12 protein-coding genes and 2 tRNA genes are annotated in these 15,492 nt (G+C 71.1%); 4 read left to right on the forward strand and 10 right to left on the reverse strand.

The window, feature by feature from the left end; genetic code table 11:
- The first annotated feature begins 57 nt into the window (after positions 1-57).
- Together ME121_RS13325 and ME121_RS13330 are read left to right on the forward strand one after the other, a co-directional pair.
- Positions 58-1,473: a TAXI family TRAP transporter solute-binding subunit gene (locus tag ME121_RS13325; RefSeq protein ID WP_012322536.1), complete on the forward strand. Its 1,416-nt coding sequence runs from the start codon at positions 58-60 to the stop codon at positions 1,471-1,473.
- Positions 1,474-1,537: 64 nt separating this feature from the next.
- The gene (locus ME121_RS13330; RefSeq protein ID WP_012322537.1) at positions 1,538-2,014 is read left to right on the forward strand and encodes a YidB family protein; all 477 of its coding nucleotides are present in this window, start codon (positions 1,538-1,540) and stop codon (positions 2,012-2,014) included.
- A gap of 47 nt (positions 2,015-2,061) precedes the next feature.
- On the opposite strand, the gene ME121_RS13335 is transcribed toward ME121_RS13330, so the two are convergent.
- From ME121_RS13335 to ME121_RS13380, 10 genes are all read right to left on the reverse strand, one after another.
- Positions 2,062-3,048 (reverse strand): ABC transporter substrate-binding protein, encoded by a 987-nt coding sequence (locus tag ME121_RS13335; RefSeq protein WP_012322538.1) that lies wholly within the window; start codon positions 3,046-3,048, stop codon positions 2,062-2,064.
- A gap of 143 nt (positions 3,049-3,191) precedes the next feature.
- Positions 3,192-4,457 (reverse strand): adenylate/guanylate cyclase domain-containing protein, encoded by a 1,266-nt coding sequence (locus ME121_RS13340; protein ID WP_012322539.1) that lies wholly within the window; start codon positions 4,455-4,457, stop codon positions 3,192-3,194.
- Positions 4,454-4,852, reverse strand: a complete 399-nt coding sequence (locus ME121_RS13345; protein ID WP_012322540.1) for a response regulator — start codon at positions 4,850-4,852, stop codon at positions 4,454-4,456. The genes ME121_RS13340 and ME121_RS13345 overlap by 4 nt, the downstream gene beginning before the upstream one ends.
- Complete coding sequence (locus tag ME121_RS13350; protein ID WP_029359684.1) at positions 4,849-6,891, reverse strand: sensor histidine kinase; 2,043 nt, start codon at positions 6,889-6,891, stop codon at positions 4,849-4,851. Before ME121_RS13350 ends, ME121_RS13345 begins: the two co-directional genes overlap by 4 nt.
- Entirely contained in the window at positions 6,888-7,865 is a 978-nt protein-coding gene (locus ME121_RS13355; protein ID WP_012322542.1) for an ABC transporter substrate-binding protein, read from the reverse strand. The genes ME121_RS13350 and ME121_RS13355 overlap by 4 nt, the downstream gene beginning before the upstream one ends.
- A gap of 137 nt (positions 7,866-8,002) precedes the next feature.
- Positions 8,003-10,312, reverse strand: coding sequence for a TonB-dependent receptor family protein (locus ME121_RS13360; protein ID WP_059408985.1), 2,310 nt, complete (start codon positions 10,310-10,312; stop codon positions 8,003-8,005).
- A 56-nt stretch (positions 10,313-10,368) separates the two neighbouring features.
- Positions 10,369-10,767 (reverse strand): DUF2946 family protein, encoded by a 399-nt coding sequence (locus tag ME121_RS13365; protein WP_012322544.1) that lies wholly within the window; start codon positions 10,765-10,767, stop codon positions 10,369-10,371.
- Positions 10,768-10,786: 19 nt separating this feature from the next.
- Positions 10,787-12,166, reverse strand: coding sequence for a PepSY-associated TM helix domain-containing protein (locus ME121_RS13370; protein WP_059408986.1), 1,380 nt, complete (start codon positions 12,164-12,166; stop codon positions 10,787-10,789).
- Positions 12,167-12,205: 39 nt separating this feature from the next.
- On the reverse strand, positions 12,206-12,517 hold the full coding sequence (locus ME121_RS13375) for a hypothetical protein (RefSeq protein WP_106427884.1): 312 nt from the start codon (positions 12,515-12,517) through the stop codon (positions 12,206-12,208).
- A gap of 211 nt (positions 12,518-12,728) precedes the next feature.
- Positions 12,729-12,802 (reverse strand) — tRNA-Gln (locus ME121_RS13380).
- A gap of 178 nt (positions 12,803-12,980) precedes the next feature.
- Between ME121_RS13380 and ME121_RS13385 the strand changes: the two genes are divergently transcribed.
- Together ME121_RS13385 and ME121_RS13390 are read left to right on the forward strand one after the other, a co-directional pair.
- Positions 12,981-13,067 (forward strand) — tRNA-Ser (locus ME121_RS13385).
- A 493-nt stretch (positions 13,068-13,560) separates the two neighbouring features.
- Positions 13,561-15,432, forward strand: a complete 1,872-nt coding sequence (locus ME121_RS13390; RefSeq protein ID WP_059408987.1) for a Hint domain-containing protein — start codon at positions 13,561-13,563, stop codon at positions 15,430-15,432.
- Positions 15,433-15,492 lie beyond the last annotated feature (60 nt).

Genomic DNA, 15,492 nt, shown 5'->3' on the forward strand with positions numbered 1-15,492 from the left:
TCGGCCCGCCTTCGGCACGACGTCTGCCGAACCGGTCAACGCGCGAGAGCAGAGCCGATGCGGCGCTTCGCCAGCCTCTTCCTGCGTCAGGAACTCGTCTTCTTGGTGCTCGCCGTTCTGCTGAGCGTCGGCGCCGGGGTGGCCTACTGGGTATCGCGCGCCACTGTCCTGACCATCGCGGTGGCTCCCAAGGACGGGACGGAGCCGGCCCTGATCCAGGCCTACGCGGATGCCCTGGCCAAGCGCCAGAAGGAGATCCGCCTCAAGATCCTGCCCTTCGACGACGTGCGCGACAGTGCCGAGGCGCTGCGCGACGGGCGCGTCGATCTGGCGATCGTGCGGCCGGACGTCGAGCTCCCCGACAACGGCCTGACGCTGGCCATCCTGCGCGACCAGGCGATGATCATCGCCTCCCCGGAAGCCTCCGGGATCGACCGCTTCCCCGACCTCGACCGCAAACGCCTCGCGATCCTGGCCCATCGGGACGCCGACGAGGCGCTCATCCGCGCCATGCTGGAGCACTACGGGCTGACGCTGGTCACCACCGAGCCGGACGGCGGTCTCCCGCCGCGCCACGTCGCCCTGGTCGAGATGGCCGAGAGCGACCTGGGCGCGGCCCTCGCGCGCAAGCGGGTCGACGCGGTGATCTCGGTCATCGCGCCGACCGCGCCGACGGCCCAACGGATCGTCGGCCTCGTTCAGGCCGCCAGCCGCACTCGCAAGATCACCTTCGTGGATGTCGAGAACGCCGACGCGATCGTCGCCCGGCTGCCGCGTCTGCAGGTGGTCACCATGCCGGCCGAGACCTTCGGCGGCAGCCCCAAGGTGCCGGCCGACGACGTACACACGGTCGGCGCCTCCTACCGGTTGATGGCGCGCTCGAACCTCGCCCGCTCCGTGGCGGCCGACGTCACCCAGCACCTGTTCGAGCTGCGCAGCGCGATGGCGAACGTCACGCCGGCCGCCGACTACGTTCAGGCCCCCGCCTACGATGGGACCGTCGGCGCGACGAGCGCGAGGCTGCCGATCCATCCCGGCGCGGTCGACTATTACGAGCGCGAGCAGCAGAGCTTCATCGAGCGCTACGAGACCTGGATCTACCTGCTCGCCTTCCTGGGCGGCGGCATCGGCTCCGCGCTCGCCTGGATTGGCCAGCGCCTGTCGCGCCTGCGCCGCGAGCGGGTCGAAGAGGCGACCGACCGCCTGCTGCAGATCCGCCAGGAGGCGCAGGAGACCTCGGATCCCGGGCGTCTCGAGATCCTGGCCCGGGAGATCGACGATCTCGCGGGCGACATCGCCAAGCATGCCCTGGAGCGGCCGACCGAGGCCCGGACCATGTCGGCGGCGGCCATCGCCATCGACGCGGCCCGCTCGACGGTGAAGCGCGCCATCGCGGCCGGCCGGAGCGCGGATGACGGATCGGCCCTGGCCGGCAGAGCCATCGCCGCCGACGCCGCTCAGACGCCGGCATGACCCGTTGCGGCGGCCCACCGCCGTATCACCCGGGCTTCGGCCCGCATCAAGGAAGGACGACGCCATGAGCAAGGGATACCCCTCGATGACGGCCCTGCTGGGCCTGCTGGCAGTGGCCGGCTACCAGAATCGCGACCGGATCGCCGAGTGGCTCGGCGGCCACGCCAAGGAGGCGGGTCGGTCGCCGGCCCCGCAGGTTCCGTCCCCCGCGGGATCGACGATTCCGGCGAACCTGGATCGCCTCCTCGGCGGCGCCAGCGCGGGGGGCGTCGGAGGCCTCATCGCCGGTGGCCTGAGCGAACTGGTCGATCATTTCACCAAGGGCGGCCACGCCGAGACGGCGCAGTCCTGGATCAATCACGGCCCGAACCGCGACATCCCGGCCGCCGACCTGGAGCGTGCCATCGGGCCGGACACGCTGGCGGCCCTGGAGCAGCGCACCGGCTTGAGCAAGAGCGAGCTGCTGGCGCGCCTCTCGCGCGACCTGCCCTCGGCCATCGACCGCTACTCGCCGGACGGACGTCTGCCGGCCTTCAGCTGACCGGTCCGTCGAGGTCGTCGCGGCGGCGCCGCGACGACCGGCGGCCGCTACTCGACCAGCTCGTCCACCTTCGCCATCAGCGAGGGCGAGATGGTCAATCCCAGGGTAGCGGCCGTCGTCAGGTTGAGCAGGGTGATGAAGCGCTCGCTGGCCTGCACAGGCAGGTCGCCGACCACCGCGCCGCGCAGGATCCGGTCGATGTACCCGGCCGCCCGCTGCACATCCTGCTCGACGCTGGTCGTGTAGGCGGCGAGGCCGCCGAGGCGCACCGGCGCCGCGTAGGCGTAGACGGCCGGCAGGCGGTAGGTGGCCGCCAGATCGACGATCCGCTGGCCGTACACGCCGGTCACCGCGTCGGGCAGGGCGATGAGGCCGCCCTCCGGCCGGGCGGCGAACTCCGTGACCGCGGACTCGATCTCGGCGGCGTCGTGCACGCCGGCGATCCGGGCCTCGATGCCGAGTTCGGGGCCGATCCGGGCCATCTCGGCCGTGTAGCCCGCGAGTCGGGCCCGGTAATCGGGGTTGATCAGGGCGAGGGCCCGCGTGACGCCGGGGCTGAGTTCCTTAAGGAGCTGCAGCCACTTGCCGACGAGGACGAAGTCGAAATTGGTGAAGCCGGTGAGGTTCCCGCCAGGCCGCGACAGGTTGGTCACGAAGCCGCCGCCGACCGGGTCCTGAAGCATCATGAAGACGACCGGAACCGTCGTGGTCGCCCGCTGGAGCGCGGTCGCGCCGACGACGCCCTGCGCGAGCACGACGTCGGGCTGGCGCGCGAGGATCTCCTCCGCCTGGGCGCGCATCCGCTCGGCGTCGCCGTTGCCGTAATGCAGGTCCACGGCCAGGTTCTGGCCCCAGATCCAGCCGGCCCGCTTCAGACTCTCCTTGAGCGTGTCGACGATGACGGGACTGTCCGGATGCGCTTCGCCGTAGACCAGCAGGATCCCCAGGCGACGCTGACCCTTCGCCGGCGCGGCCGCGTAGGCCGGCCACGCGACCGCGCCGCCGAGGCCCGCGATGACGTCGCGCCGTCTCATGCGCCGGTCTCCTGTCTGAACGCGTTCCGGGCATCGCCGATCGGGCGGGATCCCGATCGCTCGCCCCGGGGACGGTAATAGGCGCTGCCTCATGCCAGGGCTATCGCGGCCGCCGATCGGGGCGCCCGGCGCGGGTGCAGGGCTCAGCGGACCTCGACCCGGCTGCCGCTGCTGCCGTTCAGCAGGCGCTTCAGGTGGTAGGCCGCGACCCCGTCGTCGGGACGCAGCCCGACCAGCGCCGCGAAGGCCGGAAGGGCGCCGGCCTCCCCGGCGTCGAGCTTCGCGTAGGCGTCCTGGTACTGGGCGAGCAGCGCGTCCGCGTAGGCAGCCTCGGTCAGGGGTTCGTAGGCGCGCAGGGCCGTCTGCTTGCCGCGCAGGAGGAGGTCGCCGAGGGGGCGGCCGCGGAACTGACCGGCGCGGATCACGACGGCGTCGCTGACGCAGATCCGGGTGCCGAACGCCTTGTTGGCGTTCTCCAGACGGGCGGCGGTGTTGATGGTGTCGCCGTAGGCCGTGTAGTCGAAGTACCGGCCGCCGCCGAAATTGCCCACGATCGCCGGCCCGGCATGGACGCCGATCCGCGTCACGCCGATCTCGATCCCGCGCTCGCGCCAGCGCCCGCGGAAGGCCTCCGCCGCCTCGTCCAGGGCGAGGGCGCACGCCACGGCCCGGGCCGCGTGGTCCGGCTGGTCCCCCGGCGCGCCGAACAGCACGTGCAGGGCGTCGCCGACGATCTTGGCCACCGTCCCCTCGTGGGCGAAGACAACGTCGGTCATCTCGGCGAAGTAGCCGTTGAGGATCTCGGCGAGCTGCACCGGGTCGAGGCTCTCCACCAAGCTTGTGAAGCCGGCGATGTCGGTGAACAGCGAGGCCACGTCGCGGCGGTGGCCGCCGAGCTCGAGACCGGACGCGTCCCCGGCGAGCCGCTCGGCGAGGTTCGGCGAGAAGTACCGGGCCAGGGAGGCGTGGGCCCGCTCGGCGAGCGATTGCCGGCGCCGCCCCTCGCGCAGGTCCTCGACGTGGCGCAGCGTCCGCTCGATCGTCGTCTCCAGGTCGGCGAAGTCGATCGGCTTCGTCAGGAAGTCGAAGGCGCCCCGGTTCATGGCGGTGCGGATGTTCGCCATGTCACCGTAGGCCGAGACGATGATGATCGAGGGGCGCTCCGGGAGGTCCTGCAGCTTGGCGAGCAGAGTCAGCCCGTCCATCCGCGGCATGTTGATGTCGGAGACGACCAGATCGACGTCGCGGCTCTCCGAGAGGCGGTCCAGCGCCTCCTGCCCGTCGTGGGCGAACAGGAAGGTGACGAGGCCCTGGCGGATCTGGCGGCGGAATTTCTGGGTGATCAGCGCCTCGAGATCCGGCTCGTCGTCGACGACCAGGATCTTGGCGTTCGGGGCGCCGGGGGTCATTCGGTCCCCGCGAAGGCGGACAGCCGGCGATCGATCTCGGCCTTCAGCACGGCGAAGTCGATCGGCTTGGTGATCAGGCCCACGGCGCCGGCGGCGCGGACCTTCTCGCGCGTCTCGGCGTCGCCGTAGGCTGTGATCATGATCACCGGCACGTCGGGGCGCGCGGCGCGCACCAGGGGCAGCAATTCGAGGCCGGTCATCCCGGGCATGTTGATGTCCGACAGCATCAGGATCAGGCTCGGCTCGTTGGCGCCGTTGATCCGCTCCAGGGCTTCCGCCGCCGAGTGCGCGAAGGCCATCGCGAAGCGTCCGGCGCGCAGCTCGCGGCGGAACTGCTGCCGGAACAGGTCTGTGACGTCGGGTTCGTCATCGACGACGAGGATCAGGACGTTCATGGCTGGCTCTCGGTCTCGGCCGCCGTCTCGGTCGCCGGCCGAAGCGGCGCGGCCGGCGTAACACTCTGGCGCGGCAGGGTGATGATGAATTCCGTGAAGGCACCCGGTTCCGAGGCGACGTCAACCGTCCCGCCGTGCTGCTTGACCACGATGTCGTGGCTCAGCGACAGGCCGAGCCCCGTTCCCTCGCCCGCCGGCTTGGTGGTGAAGAACGGGTCGAACATCTTGGCTCTGACGCTGTCGGGGATGCCGGTACCGTTGTCGCGCACGCGGATCTCGACGCTGTCGCCCCGGTCCCGGGTCGCGACCGACAGCGTCGGTTCGTAGCCGGGATCACCGTCGGCGGCCCGCTTCTCGGTGGCGTAGAAGCCGTTCGACATCAGGTTCAGAAGGACCCGCGTTATCTCCTGGGGGTAGAGGTCGGCGAGACCGGACGCCGGATCGTAATCGCGCACGAGGGTCACGTTGAAGCTCGGTTTCGCCGCGCGGGCCCCGTGATAGGCAAGATTCAGGCTCTCCTCGACCAGCCCGTTGACCTCGACCGGTCGATGCTCGCCGGATCCGGTGCGCGAGTGCAGCAGCATGTTCTTGACGATCGAGTCCGCGCGCTTGCCGTGCTGGACGACCTTCGCGAGATTGCCCTTGAGCAGGCCGGCGAGCTCCTCGACCTCCGCGCGCGTGTCCGGATCGAGGGCCGCCGGTTCGAGCACCTCGCGAAGCTCGTCCACCAGCTCGTTCGAGAGCGACGCGAAGTTGTTGACGAAGTTCAGCGGGTTCTTGATCTCGTGGGCGATGCCGGCGGTGAGCTGTCCCAGCGAGGCGAGCTTCTCGGACTGGACGAGCCGGCTCTGCGCCCGCTGGAGATCGTCGAGCGAGCGGTTGAGGTCGCGGGTCCGTTCCTCCACCTTGGCCTCGAGCGTCTCGTAGGAATCCTGAACCCGGCTCGCCATCGTGTTGAACCGGTGCGCGAGGGTCTCGATCTCGTCGCCGGTGCGGATCACGATTCGCTCGGACAGGTCGCCCGCGCCGAACCGCTCCGCCCCGTCCTCGAGTTCGCGGATGGGCACGACCATGCGCCGCGCCAAGAAGGTGCCCGCCACCGCTGCCAGCAGCACGCCGAGACCCATCAGCGATGTGGTCTGGATCACGGATTCGAGGGCGGGACCCATGGCGTCGCGCAGCGATTCCTGCACGAAGACGATCCAGTCGACCCGCGGGATCGTGGCATGGGCCGCCAGCACCCAGCCGCCGTCGAGGCCGGTGGTGATCTCGTAGTCCTGACCCGCCATGCGGGAGCCGGGCAGGGCCGCCGCCACCTCGGCCAGACCCGACAGGTCGGTGTCGCGCAGGACGAGGCTCAGATCCGGGTGCGCGATCAGCCGCCCGGTCGCCGTGGTCACGAAGGCGTAGCCGTGCTCGCCGACATTGATCGCGCTGACCACGTCCCAGATCAGCTTCAGATTGACTTCCGCGACGGTCACGCCGGGGTCGCGTCCGGCATGGGCCACCGAGACGGTCATGTACGGCTCGGAGCCGCGCCGGAAATAGACCGGGCCGAACCAGGTCTTCTGGGCGAGCGCCTGGGTGAAGCGCGGCGAGGCCGAGAAATCCTTGCCGCTGGCGACGGCGTCGGGCTCCAGCCGCGAGACGCGCAGCTGCTCCTTCCCGGCCGGATCGAGGTACGCCACCTCCGTGATGGCCGGTGCCTGGCGCAGCAGGCGGATGAAGTCGTAGCGCTGCTGCTCGGGGGAGACCCGCCGCCACTCGGCCCGGGTCGTCCAGCCGATCTGGCTCTCGATCGAGGACAGGAAGGCGTCGACGCGTTCGGCGGCGGCGCGCGCCTTGGTGCGCTGCGTCTCGATCGCGGTCCGCTTGGCGTCCTGATAGTTCAGCGTCAGGTCGACGGCGCCGTTGATGAGCAGCACCAGGCTGACGAGGCCCACGAAGGCCACCGCGAACTTCCCCGCGAGCGGCAGGCGGAACCAGCGCGGCGGCGCTGCCGCGGCCGGCGGGGAGGCGAGCGGGCGCGGCGCCGTCATTCGACGATCTCGTCGGCCTGGGCGAGGAGCGCCGACGAGATGGTCACGCCCATGGTGCGGGCCGTCTTCAGATTCACGATGAAGTCGAACTTCGTGGGCGCCTGGACCGGCAGGGTCGCGGGGTTCTCGCCGCGCAGGATCCGGCCGACATAGGCGGCAGCCCGGTGGACCGTCTCCACCGGGTCCGGCCCGTACGACATCAGCCCGCCCCGATAGGCGAAGCGCCGGATGGCGAAGACGGCCGGAACCCTGAGGCGCGTGGTGAGCGCGACGATCTGGTCGCCGTTGGCCTCGCTGAACGTGCCCGGGGCGACGATCAGGCCACCGTCTCCCTGCCGCGCGAGATCCGCGATGATGGGCTCGATCTCGACCGCCTTGTCGATCTTCACCACCGCGGGCTCGATCCCGAGGGCCGTCGCGGTGGTGCGGAACGGCTCGGCGTAGAGGTTCTCGCCCCGGATCTCGGTGCTCAGGTTGGACAGGAGCGTGACGCGTCGGAGGTTCGGGACGGCCTCCTTGAGGGCCGCCACCCATTTCCCGCCCAGAGGCGCCTCGTAGAGCGTGAAGCCGGTGATGTTGCCGCCCGGGCGCTGGAGACTCTCCACGTACCCGAAGCGGACCGGGTTCGAGGCGCCGACGAACACGATGGGGATCTGCTTCGTCAGGGACGCCACGGCCGTGAGCTGCGCGCTGAGATAGGCGAAGATCACCTGCGGTTGTGTGGCCACGAGGTCGGCCGCGAGGAGGCGCGTGCGCTCGCGGTCGGCCCCGGTCCAGCGATCGTCGACCCGCTGATCCGGCTGACCGTGATCGCGCAAGCCGGCGTGGAACGCTTCCGCCAGCACCCGGCCCTCGGGATCGCCCTCCACGAAGGGCCAGAGGGCCGCGACGTGGGCCTGACCCTGCGCCCGCACGGCGTGCGGCCACCCGGCGAGCGCCAGGGGCAAACCAGCGAGTACGGTTCGCCGCCTCATCCGACTATCGCGCCACATCCCTGCCGACGGCCCCGCCGCGCGGACCGGACCGCGCGCCTCGGCCGGCCCCTGCGATCGATCGCCGGAGCATAGTGCAAGCTCCACTTTGACACCACGCGCGAGATCCCGCGCGGTTATCAAAATGCCAGCCGCATGCCGCCGACGATGTTCCGCGGAGCACCCGCGAAGACCGAGCCCGTGGTGGTCGCCAGCACGGCGGCGCCGTTCTGGAGGCCGGTGGTGCCGCTGATCCCGTTGGCGAGGTTCTGCGCGGAGGCGACGTAGGTCGTGTCGAACAGGTTGCGAACCTCGACGTACAGGCTGAGCCGCTTCGCGTAGCCGCCGGTCAGATCCGTGGCGTAGTGCAGGTTGGCGTTGACGACCGCGTAGCCCGGGGCCTTCAGCAGGTTGGCGTTGTCGAGGTAGAAGTCGCCCTGGACGACCGTCTCCACGAAGGCGCCGAGACCCGCGAGCGGTCCGCTCGGCACGTCGTAGCCGAGGCGGGCCAGGAGCTGGTGGGCCGGAACCCCGGGGATCCGGTTCCCCGCCCGGTCGAACGACCGGGTCAGGCTGCCGGCGCTGAGCTGCTCGGTGTAGCGGGTGTAGATCTGGTCGTCGAACGTGTAGGCCAGCGTCCCGCGCCAGCCGGGCGCGAAGGCCCAGTCGGCGCCGACCTCGACGCCGCGATGCTCCGAGGCGGGCGCGTTGAACGTGTAGGCGAGGAGGCCGGCCCCCGGCGATTGCGAGACCAGCTCGTTGCGGAAGAACTCGTAGAACCCGGTCACGCTCAGGCGGAGATCGGTCATCGGGCTCCACTCGGCGCCGAGATCGAAGCCGAGATTCTCCTGAGTCTGGAGCTGCGTGTTGTTTCCGGGCAGCCCGGCCGGGGTGATGAACAGGTTGCTGGCGGCCGGCGTGGTGTAGCCGGTGGCGACCCGGCCGCGCAGCGCCCAGGCCGCGTCCGGCCGGTAGACCAGGGCCAGCTCGGGGGCGACGTTGAGGAAGGACCGGTTCGCGTCCGCCACCGTCCGCGTCGTGCCGCTCGCCGCGTACGCGTAGGCGATGTTGCGCCCGGTGATCGAGGTGGTCTCGGCGCTCAGGCCGAGGATGCCGGTCCACTGATCCGACAGCGCCAGCTCGAGCCGCGCCCGGCCGCCGAGATTCGACTGCACCGCCGCCTGATCGCCGATCAGCGCCCCCAGGCGTGGGCCGTCGTAGGGGGCCCGGTTGAAGGTGGTGATGTGATTGTCGATGGTGTTGTAGGCCAGCGCGACGTAGCCGGTTGCCGGCAGGCCGAACAGGTCGCCCCGCCGGGTCAGGTCGGTCAAGAAGTTCCAGGACGGGTAAGAGCCCCGCGACGAGGTCGTGTAGAACGGCTGATCGAAGTTGCGCTCGTCGAACCCGAGCTGCGTGCGCCAGGTGGTGAACGCGTCGATGTCGTGCTCCCAGCGGGCGGCCACGATGGTCCGGCGGTCGTTGCGCCCGAAGCCGCCCTCGTCGGCCGTCACCGGCACGGTCGCGCCGAATGCCCCGTTCCGGAACAGGTTGAAGGTGGTGCAGCCCGGGGCCGCGCTCGCTGCGGCGGCGCAGCCGCGCTGGTACGGGTTGATCCGGTACTGGGCCAGGGACGCGCGGGCGGGCAGGTTGGCGTCGAGGGTGTTGTTGATCACCTTCAGGGTGAAGCGGTTGTCCGGCGTCGGAGTGTAGCTCGCGAGCAGATTGATGGTCTGCGTGTCGTAGCTGGCGTGGTCCTGGTAGCCGTTGGCGCGGACGTCGCTGGCGAACAGGCTGATCTCGAACGGGCCGCTGACGCCGCCGACGGTGAAGTAGTTGCTGAGGTAGCCGAAGCTGCCGGCATCCACCCCGATCTCGTAGCCGTCGATCTCGCGACCGGTGCGCGTCCGGAACGCGATGGCGCCCCCGGTGGCGTAGTTGCCGAAGAGCGGCGATTGCGGCCCGCGGAACACGTCGATCCGGCCGTAGGCGCGGGGGTCCGTGAGATCGAAGCGCGACGCGCCGTCCGGCTGGGTGAGGATGAAGCCGTCCTCCAGGACGACGGTGTTCTTGATCACCCCGGTGGAGCGGGCGTTGTTGCCGCGGATCGAGATGACGACGTCGCGGCCGCCGTTCCCCTGCCGCACCGTGACGCCAGGGCTGTTCACCAGGACCGATCCGATGCTGGTTGCCGGGCGGTTCGCGATCGTGTCGTCCCGGCCGATACCGGTCACGATCTCGCCGACAGGGTGCTCGATGACCGCGGGCGCCGAGCCCGGCGGCGCCGCCACGCCGAAGGGCGGCGCGGCACTCCGGCCCGCGGCGGGCGCGGCCTCGCCCTCCACGGAGAGTTCCTCGAGGGTCACGGCGGTCTGGCCGAGGGCGGGGAGGGGGCTTCCGGCGAGCAGGAGCGCGAGGGCGGCGCCGCACAGGACGGTCTGGTCGGAGGTCATCGGAGGTCTCGTCTGATCGAAGGGGCGAGCGGCGGCGCCACCCGGAGGAAGGGCGATCAGGCGGAGCGGGGCGGCCCGCGGGGCTGGCCGACGATGATGGGGACCGACGCGGCCCGGACAGGGGGCGGGATCGGCCACGCCACCGCTGTCCAGCGCAGGCGGCGCGCGAGGCCGGGCGAGGCCGGGAGGAGCGGCGGGACGGCGCCGGCGCGACACAGCCCGCAGAGGGCGCAGGACCCCGTTGCCGGCGCGTGCAGGCCGATGGCGACGTCCCCGACCTGATCCGACGCGTGCCCGCACAGGATCTGGCCGGGCAGCACGCCCCGATCCGCCTGCGCCATCCGGAGCGCGACGGCCGGTGCGAGCGCCTGGATCCAGAGCGCGAGCACGATCAGCACCGCGCCCGGAAGACCCGGACGCCCGCGTCTCAGGCGCGGAGGCTTGTGCACGGGCACGGCGCCCGCTCGTACCGGATCAGTGCGCCCACCGCCTTCGGAGCCGGCCCGCGGCGAGGTCGAAGCCGATCATGGCGGCGATGGCGAGCCCGGTCAGCGGGAAGAGCGCCCCGAGCCCGAGGATGATCACGGTCACCGTCGCGGCCACCCGCCGGTCGCGCGGCCAGGGCGGCACGCCGAGGCCGCCGGCCGGGCGCCGCTTCCACCACATCGTTCCGGCGGTGACGGCGAGCAGGATGGTGGCGAGGCAGAAGCCCAGCATCGCGAACTGGTTCGCGCGGCCCCAGTGCTCGCCCTTGTGGATGCCGATCCCGTACTGAATCGCCCGGCCGACGGGTCCGAGATCGCCGAAGCGGACGTCCACCAGCGGGCGGCCGGAATACTGGTCGAGGGTCAGGACCCGCTGCCGCGTGACGTCGCGCGGGTAGATTGCGGCGGCGTAGACGCCGTCCGCGCCGACGGGCAGCGCCAGCTCGAAGCCGCGGGGCATTCCCAGACCTCGGAGGATCGCCACGGCGTCGTCGATGCCGACGCTCGCGGCCGCGGCGGCCGGCGCCGAGCGCGGCACGGGCGCGTCCTGCAGAGTCCAGCCGGCATCTTCCAGCCGGTCGCGTAGAGGCATCGTCGAGACCGGCCGGTTCGCCCAGAGCGCGGCCGGCTGGCCGAGGCCGGCGGCGTTGGACCACGCGCGCAGCTCCTGTCCCCACCAGATCGACCAGGGCAGGCCGGTCAGCGCCAGGAAGAGCAGCCCGCCGCCGGCGACGAACCCGGTGACGGCGTGAAGGTCGCGCCACCACACGCGCCGGCGCGGGCCGGCGCGCAGGGTCACGACGCCGCCCATCCGGCCGCGGGGCCACCACAGGTACGCGCCCGTCACCACCAGGATGATCGCGAAGCCCGCGACGATCTCGATGACGGCGTTCGCCAGGGGGCCGACCAGCACGAGGCTGTGCAGCCCGCGGACCACCGCCATGAGCTCGCGGTCCCGGTCGACCCGGTCGAGCACGTCGCCGTTATACGGATTCAGGTAGACGTGGATCCGGCGCTCGCCCGAAGCGAGGGTGACGCGTGCCGCGGCGTCCGGCGAGGCCGGGTCGGTGTAGGTGACGGGCGCGGCGTCCGGCACGGCCTGCAGCGCGTTGAAGATCAGCCGGTCCGGACCCATCGGCGCCGTCTCGCTCGGCGCGACCCGGGTCCGGTACGCGAACAGGCTGCCGTTGATCTCGTCCTTGAACAGGTAGAGCGCGCCGGTGGCAGAGAGGCTGATCAGGAACGGAAGGCACAGCAGGCCCGCGTAGAAGTGCCACCGCCAGACGGCCCGATAGACGGCGTCGCGGGACAGCCGCCGCGTGGCGGCCGCCCCGTATGCGGGGGCGTCGCCGTGGAGAACAATCGACATGATGGGAGGTCCGGGCCTGAACGATCGGGAGCGGGATCGTCAGGCTTCCGGTGGACCTCGCGCGGTGCCGGTCGAGGCCGGCGGCCCGGTCGTCGGGATCTCGGATTCGGGGCGCCACGCGCAGCGCGTCGCGGGCGCGGCGGGCCAGGCGGCAGCGGTCGGGTCGATGGTCGGAAGCGCCAGCGCTCCGGCCTGCACGACCGTGCAGCAGGGATGGACGTGCACCACCGTGCCGACGGGGTCGCCCGAGGCGTGCCCGGCGCAGATCACCGCGTCCGGATCGTTCCAGGCTCGGGCCGGGGTGGCGAAGCCCAGGAACGCTTGGAGCAGCAGCGCGTAGAGCGCGACCAAGCCGATGATCGCGCGCCCTCGAACCGTGAGAGGCAGGCACCGGCGCATCCGGCGATCTAGGCGACCGCGCGGCGGCGCGTCAACGGGCGATGACTGCCGGACCGTGCCCGACCCCGCTCGATTTCTGCGGATCGCTGCAGGATGAGAGAGACGTGCTGGGCCGCAAGCAAGAAAAAACCCGCCGGATCTGAGATCGGGCGGGCCGGCGCGGTGGCTGGGGGACCTGGATTCGAACCAGGACTAGAGGAGTCAGAGTCCACCGTTCTACCGTTAAACTATCCCCCAATCAGCCGTGAACCCTGCGCATCCGGTGTCGGAGATGGCGGGGCAGAGCCCGCAGCGCATCGAGCGGCTCCGGGCGTGGGCGGTGAGATAGGCGGAATGCTTCGGGAGGTCAACCGGTTGTTCTGCTGTTGACGCAGCCTCCGCCGCGGCCGTAACCGTGAGGTCGCGGATGCCGCCAGGAAGGGTGGCCGAGTGGTTTAAGGCAGCGGTCTTGAAAACCGCCGTGGGGGCAACTCCACCGTGGGTTCGAATCCCACCCCTTCCGCCGCCTCCGGGCGGGATCGATGCGGTTGCCGGAACATCGCGGGCGGTCCCGCGTCGCTCACGCCGCCGGGGTTCGCGCCGTCCGGCCGGAGCTGCGCCTCCCCCAAGTCGCAGGCGATCACCGGTACTTGGCGTGCGCGCTAGGATCAGCCCTCCGGCCGCCGCGGATCGGCGCCTGCCGGATCCGGCCGGTTTCGGACGTCCAGCGCGGCGGCTCAAGTGTTCGTCGGTGAGATCGCGTGCGGCCGTGCGGCGCCGCGACTGATTTGCGCCTCGCGGCCGATGCGGTTAGTCAGCCTTAACCGTGTCATCTGTCCGTGTTCGATCGCGCCCCGCGGTGGGCGGGAGGTCAGGCAGCGGTCTGGAGCTGCCGGTGCTCACTTCAGTGCCGCGAGAAACAACGCATTATTAACCACACCCGGATTGCTTGAAGGCAATCTTGATTTGACAGCGCGCCACGTCCGGCGAACCAGAACGGTGATGAGACGGCGTCGATGGTTGATCTGACTGGCTACCGCCTGACTTTCGACGACGAGTTCAACGCGCGCAGCATCTCGCAGAACGGCGTCGGGACCACGTACCGGGACATCCGCGCCGAGTGGCGGTACGACGCCAATTCCGACATCGGCTTCGGCCGGTCCTCGTTCCTCGACTCCGCGTCCGGTTACGATCCCTTCAACGTCCAGAACGGTGTCCTGACGATCACGGCGGCGCCGCCCGGGACGAGCGCGTCCGGATATCCCGGGAGCTGGCAGTCCGGCCTCATCAGCACGCAGGGCAATTTCTCGCAGACCTACGGCTACTTCGAGATCCGCGCGGATTTCTCCAACAATCCCGACGCCTGGGACGCCTTCTGGCTGCTGCCGAATCAGCAGAGCCCGCAGTCGAGCAGCGCCAACGGCCACCAGGAACTCGATGTCGTCGAGCATTACGGAAACAACGACCGCGGCGTCTACAGCACGATTCACACGACCGATCCGCAGGCGGCCGGAACGACGTGGCAGCAGACCCGCCAGGTCTACAGCGAGATGCCCAACCCGAGCGGGTATCATACCTACGGCATGAACTGGCAGGCGGATCGCATCAGCTTCTACGTGGACGGTCAGCTCGTCGGTTCGCAGGCGACGCCGTCCGACCTGCACAGCCCCATGTATCTGTTGGCCAACTTGGCCGTGCAGAGCACGGCGGCGACCGGCACCCGGTTCAGCTCGAGCATCGACTACATCCGCGTCTACTCGAACAACCCCAATGCCGTCGCGGTACCGCAGGACCGCGTGTCTTCGCCGGACGGCCGGGATCCGGGCCTGTACGGAGCGACGGCCGGTGTTCGGTCCAGCGCCGGCGCGGCCGGAACGCAGGCGGGCGCGACCGGCTCCACGGGGCCCGCATCGGGCGCGACCGGGTCGAGCGGATCGACCCCATCGCCCGCGGGAACGGCTCAATCGAGCGGATCGCCGAACAGCGCCCCGTGCTACTGCACCGGCACGACCATCCGGACCGACCGCGGCGACGTGGCTGTCGAGCGGCTCGTGGTCGGGGACAGCGTCGTCACGGCCGCGGGCCTGCGCCGCCCGATTCGATGGATCGGACGGCGCACCTATCCCGGATCCTCGGCCCCGCCGAGCGAGCGGCCGGTGCGTATCCGGGCCAGCGCTCTGCACGAGGGGGTTCCGGCCCGCGACCTGCTCGTCTCGCCGGACCACGCCGTGTGGCTGGACGGGCTGTTCGTCGCCGCCGGCCACCTCGTCAACGGCACCAGCATCACCCGCGGGGAGGTCGTGACCGATCTCACCTACTGGCATGTCGAGCTCGAAAGCCACGACCTCCTCATCGCGGAGGGCACGCCGGCCGAGAGCTTCCTGCCCGCTCCCGGCATCCGTCGGCTCTTCGACGGCCCTGGCGCGGACGATCCGTCGATCGTCCCGCAGCCCTACGCGCAGCGCACCGAGCTCGGTCCCCAGCTCGCCGCGCTGCGCAGGCGCCTGATCCGGCGGGCCGGCGCGTCGTTCGCGCACGCGCCTCCGGGCGCCGTGCGGGCGTGGCTGGATCGCTGTGCCCTCCGCGCGGACGGTGCGCTGCGCGTGGCCGGCTGGGCCCACGACCCGGCACAGCCCGACGCTCCCGTGTGCCTGGACATCGTGGTCGACGGCGCGATCGTGGCGGTGACGGTGGCGGCGGAGTACCGCGCCGACATCGCTGCGGCGGGGGTGGGCGACGGTCGACACGGTTTCGACCTCGGCGTCGAGGCACCCCTCGCCCCCGGGGTGCCGCACGTGGTCGAGGTGCGCCGCTCGGCCGACGAGGCGGTGATCTGCGCCATAGCCGCCGACGCGGCGGGCGTGTGGCGACCGCTGCTGGCCGCGTAGCACGCCGCCAGCGGCAAGCTGATCCGGCCGCCGGTCGGAGGCTGTCGGCAGTCGCGCCGC

Origin of the sequence: Methylobacterium sp. ME121 (assembly GCF_000974725.1) — a bacterium.
Lineage (GTDB): Bacteria > Pseudomonadota > Alphaproteobacteria > Rhizobiales > Beijerinckiaceae > Methylobacterium > Methylobacterium radiotolerans.

Bases quoted from the DNA above. Each gene is read 5' to 3' on its own strand.
- ME121_RS13335 (WP_012322538.1), bottom strand. From the start codon at position 3,048: ATGAGACGGCGCGACGTCATCGCGGGCCTCGGCGGCGCGGTCGCGTGG.
- ME121_RS13355 (WP_012322542.1), bottom strand. From the start codon at position 7,865: ATGAGGCGGCGAACCGTACTCGCTGGTTTGCCCCTGGCGCTCGCCGGG.
- ME121_RS13350 (WP_029359684.1), bottom strand. From the start codon at position 6,891: ATGACGGCGCCGCGCCCGCTCGCCTCCCCGCCGGCCGCGGCAGCGCCG.
- ME121_RS13330 (WP_012322537.1), top strand. From the start codon at position 1,538: ATGAGCAAGGGATACCCCTCGATGACGGCCCTGCTGGGCCTGCTGGCA.
- ME121_RS13390 (WP_059408987.1), top strand. From the start codon at position 13,561: ATGGTTGATCTGACTGGCTACCGCCTGACTTTCGACGACGAGTTCAAC.
- ME121_RS13345 (WP_012322540.1), bottom strand. From the start codon at position 4,852: ATGAACGTCCTGATCCTCGTCGTCGATGACGAACCCGACGTCACAGAC.
- ME121_RS13325 (WP_012322536.1), top strand. From the start codon at position 58: ATGCGGCGCTTCGCCAGCCTCTTCCTGCGTCAGGAACTCGTCTTCTTG.
- ME121_RS13370 (WP_059408986.1), bottom strand. From the start codon at position 12,166: ATGTCGATTGTTCTCCACGGCGACGCCCCCGCATACGGGGCGGCCGCC.
- ME121_RS13340 (WP_012322539.1), bottom strand. From the start codon at position 4,457: ATGACCCCCGGCGCCCCGAACGCCAAGATCCTGGTCGTCGACGACGAG.
- ME121_RS13360 (WP_059408985.1), bottom strand. From the start codon at position 10,312: ATGACCTCCGACCAGACCGTCCTGTGCGGCGCCGCCCTCGCGCTCCTG.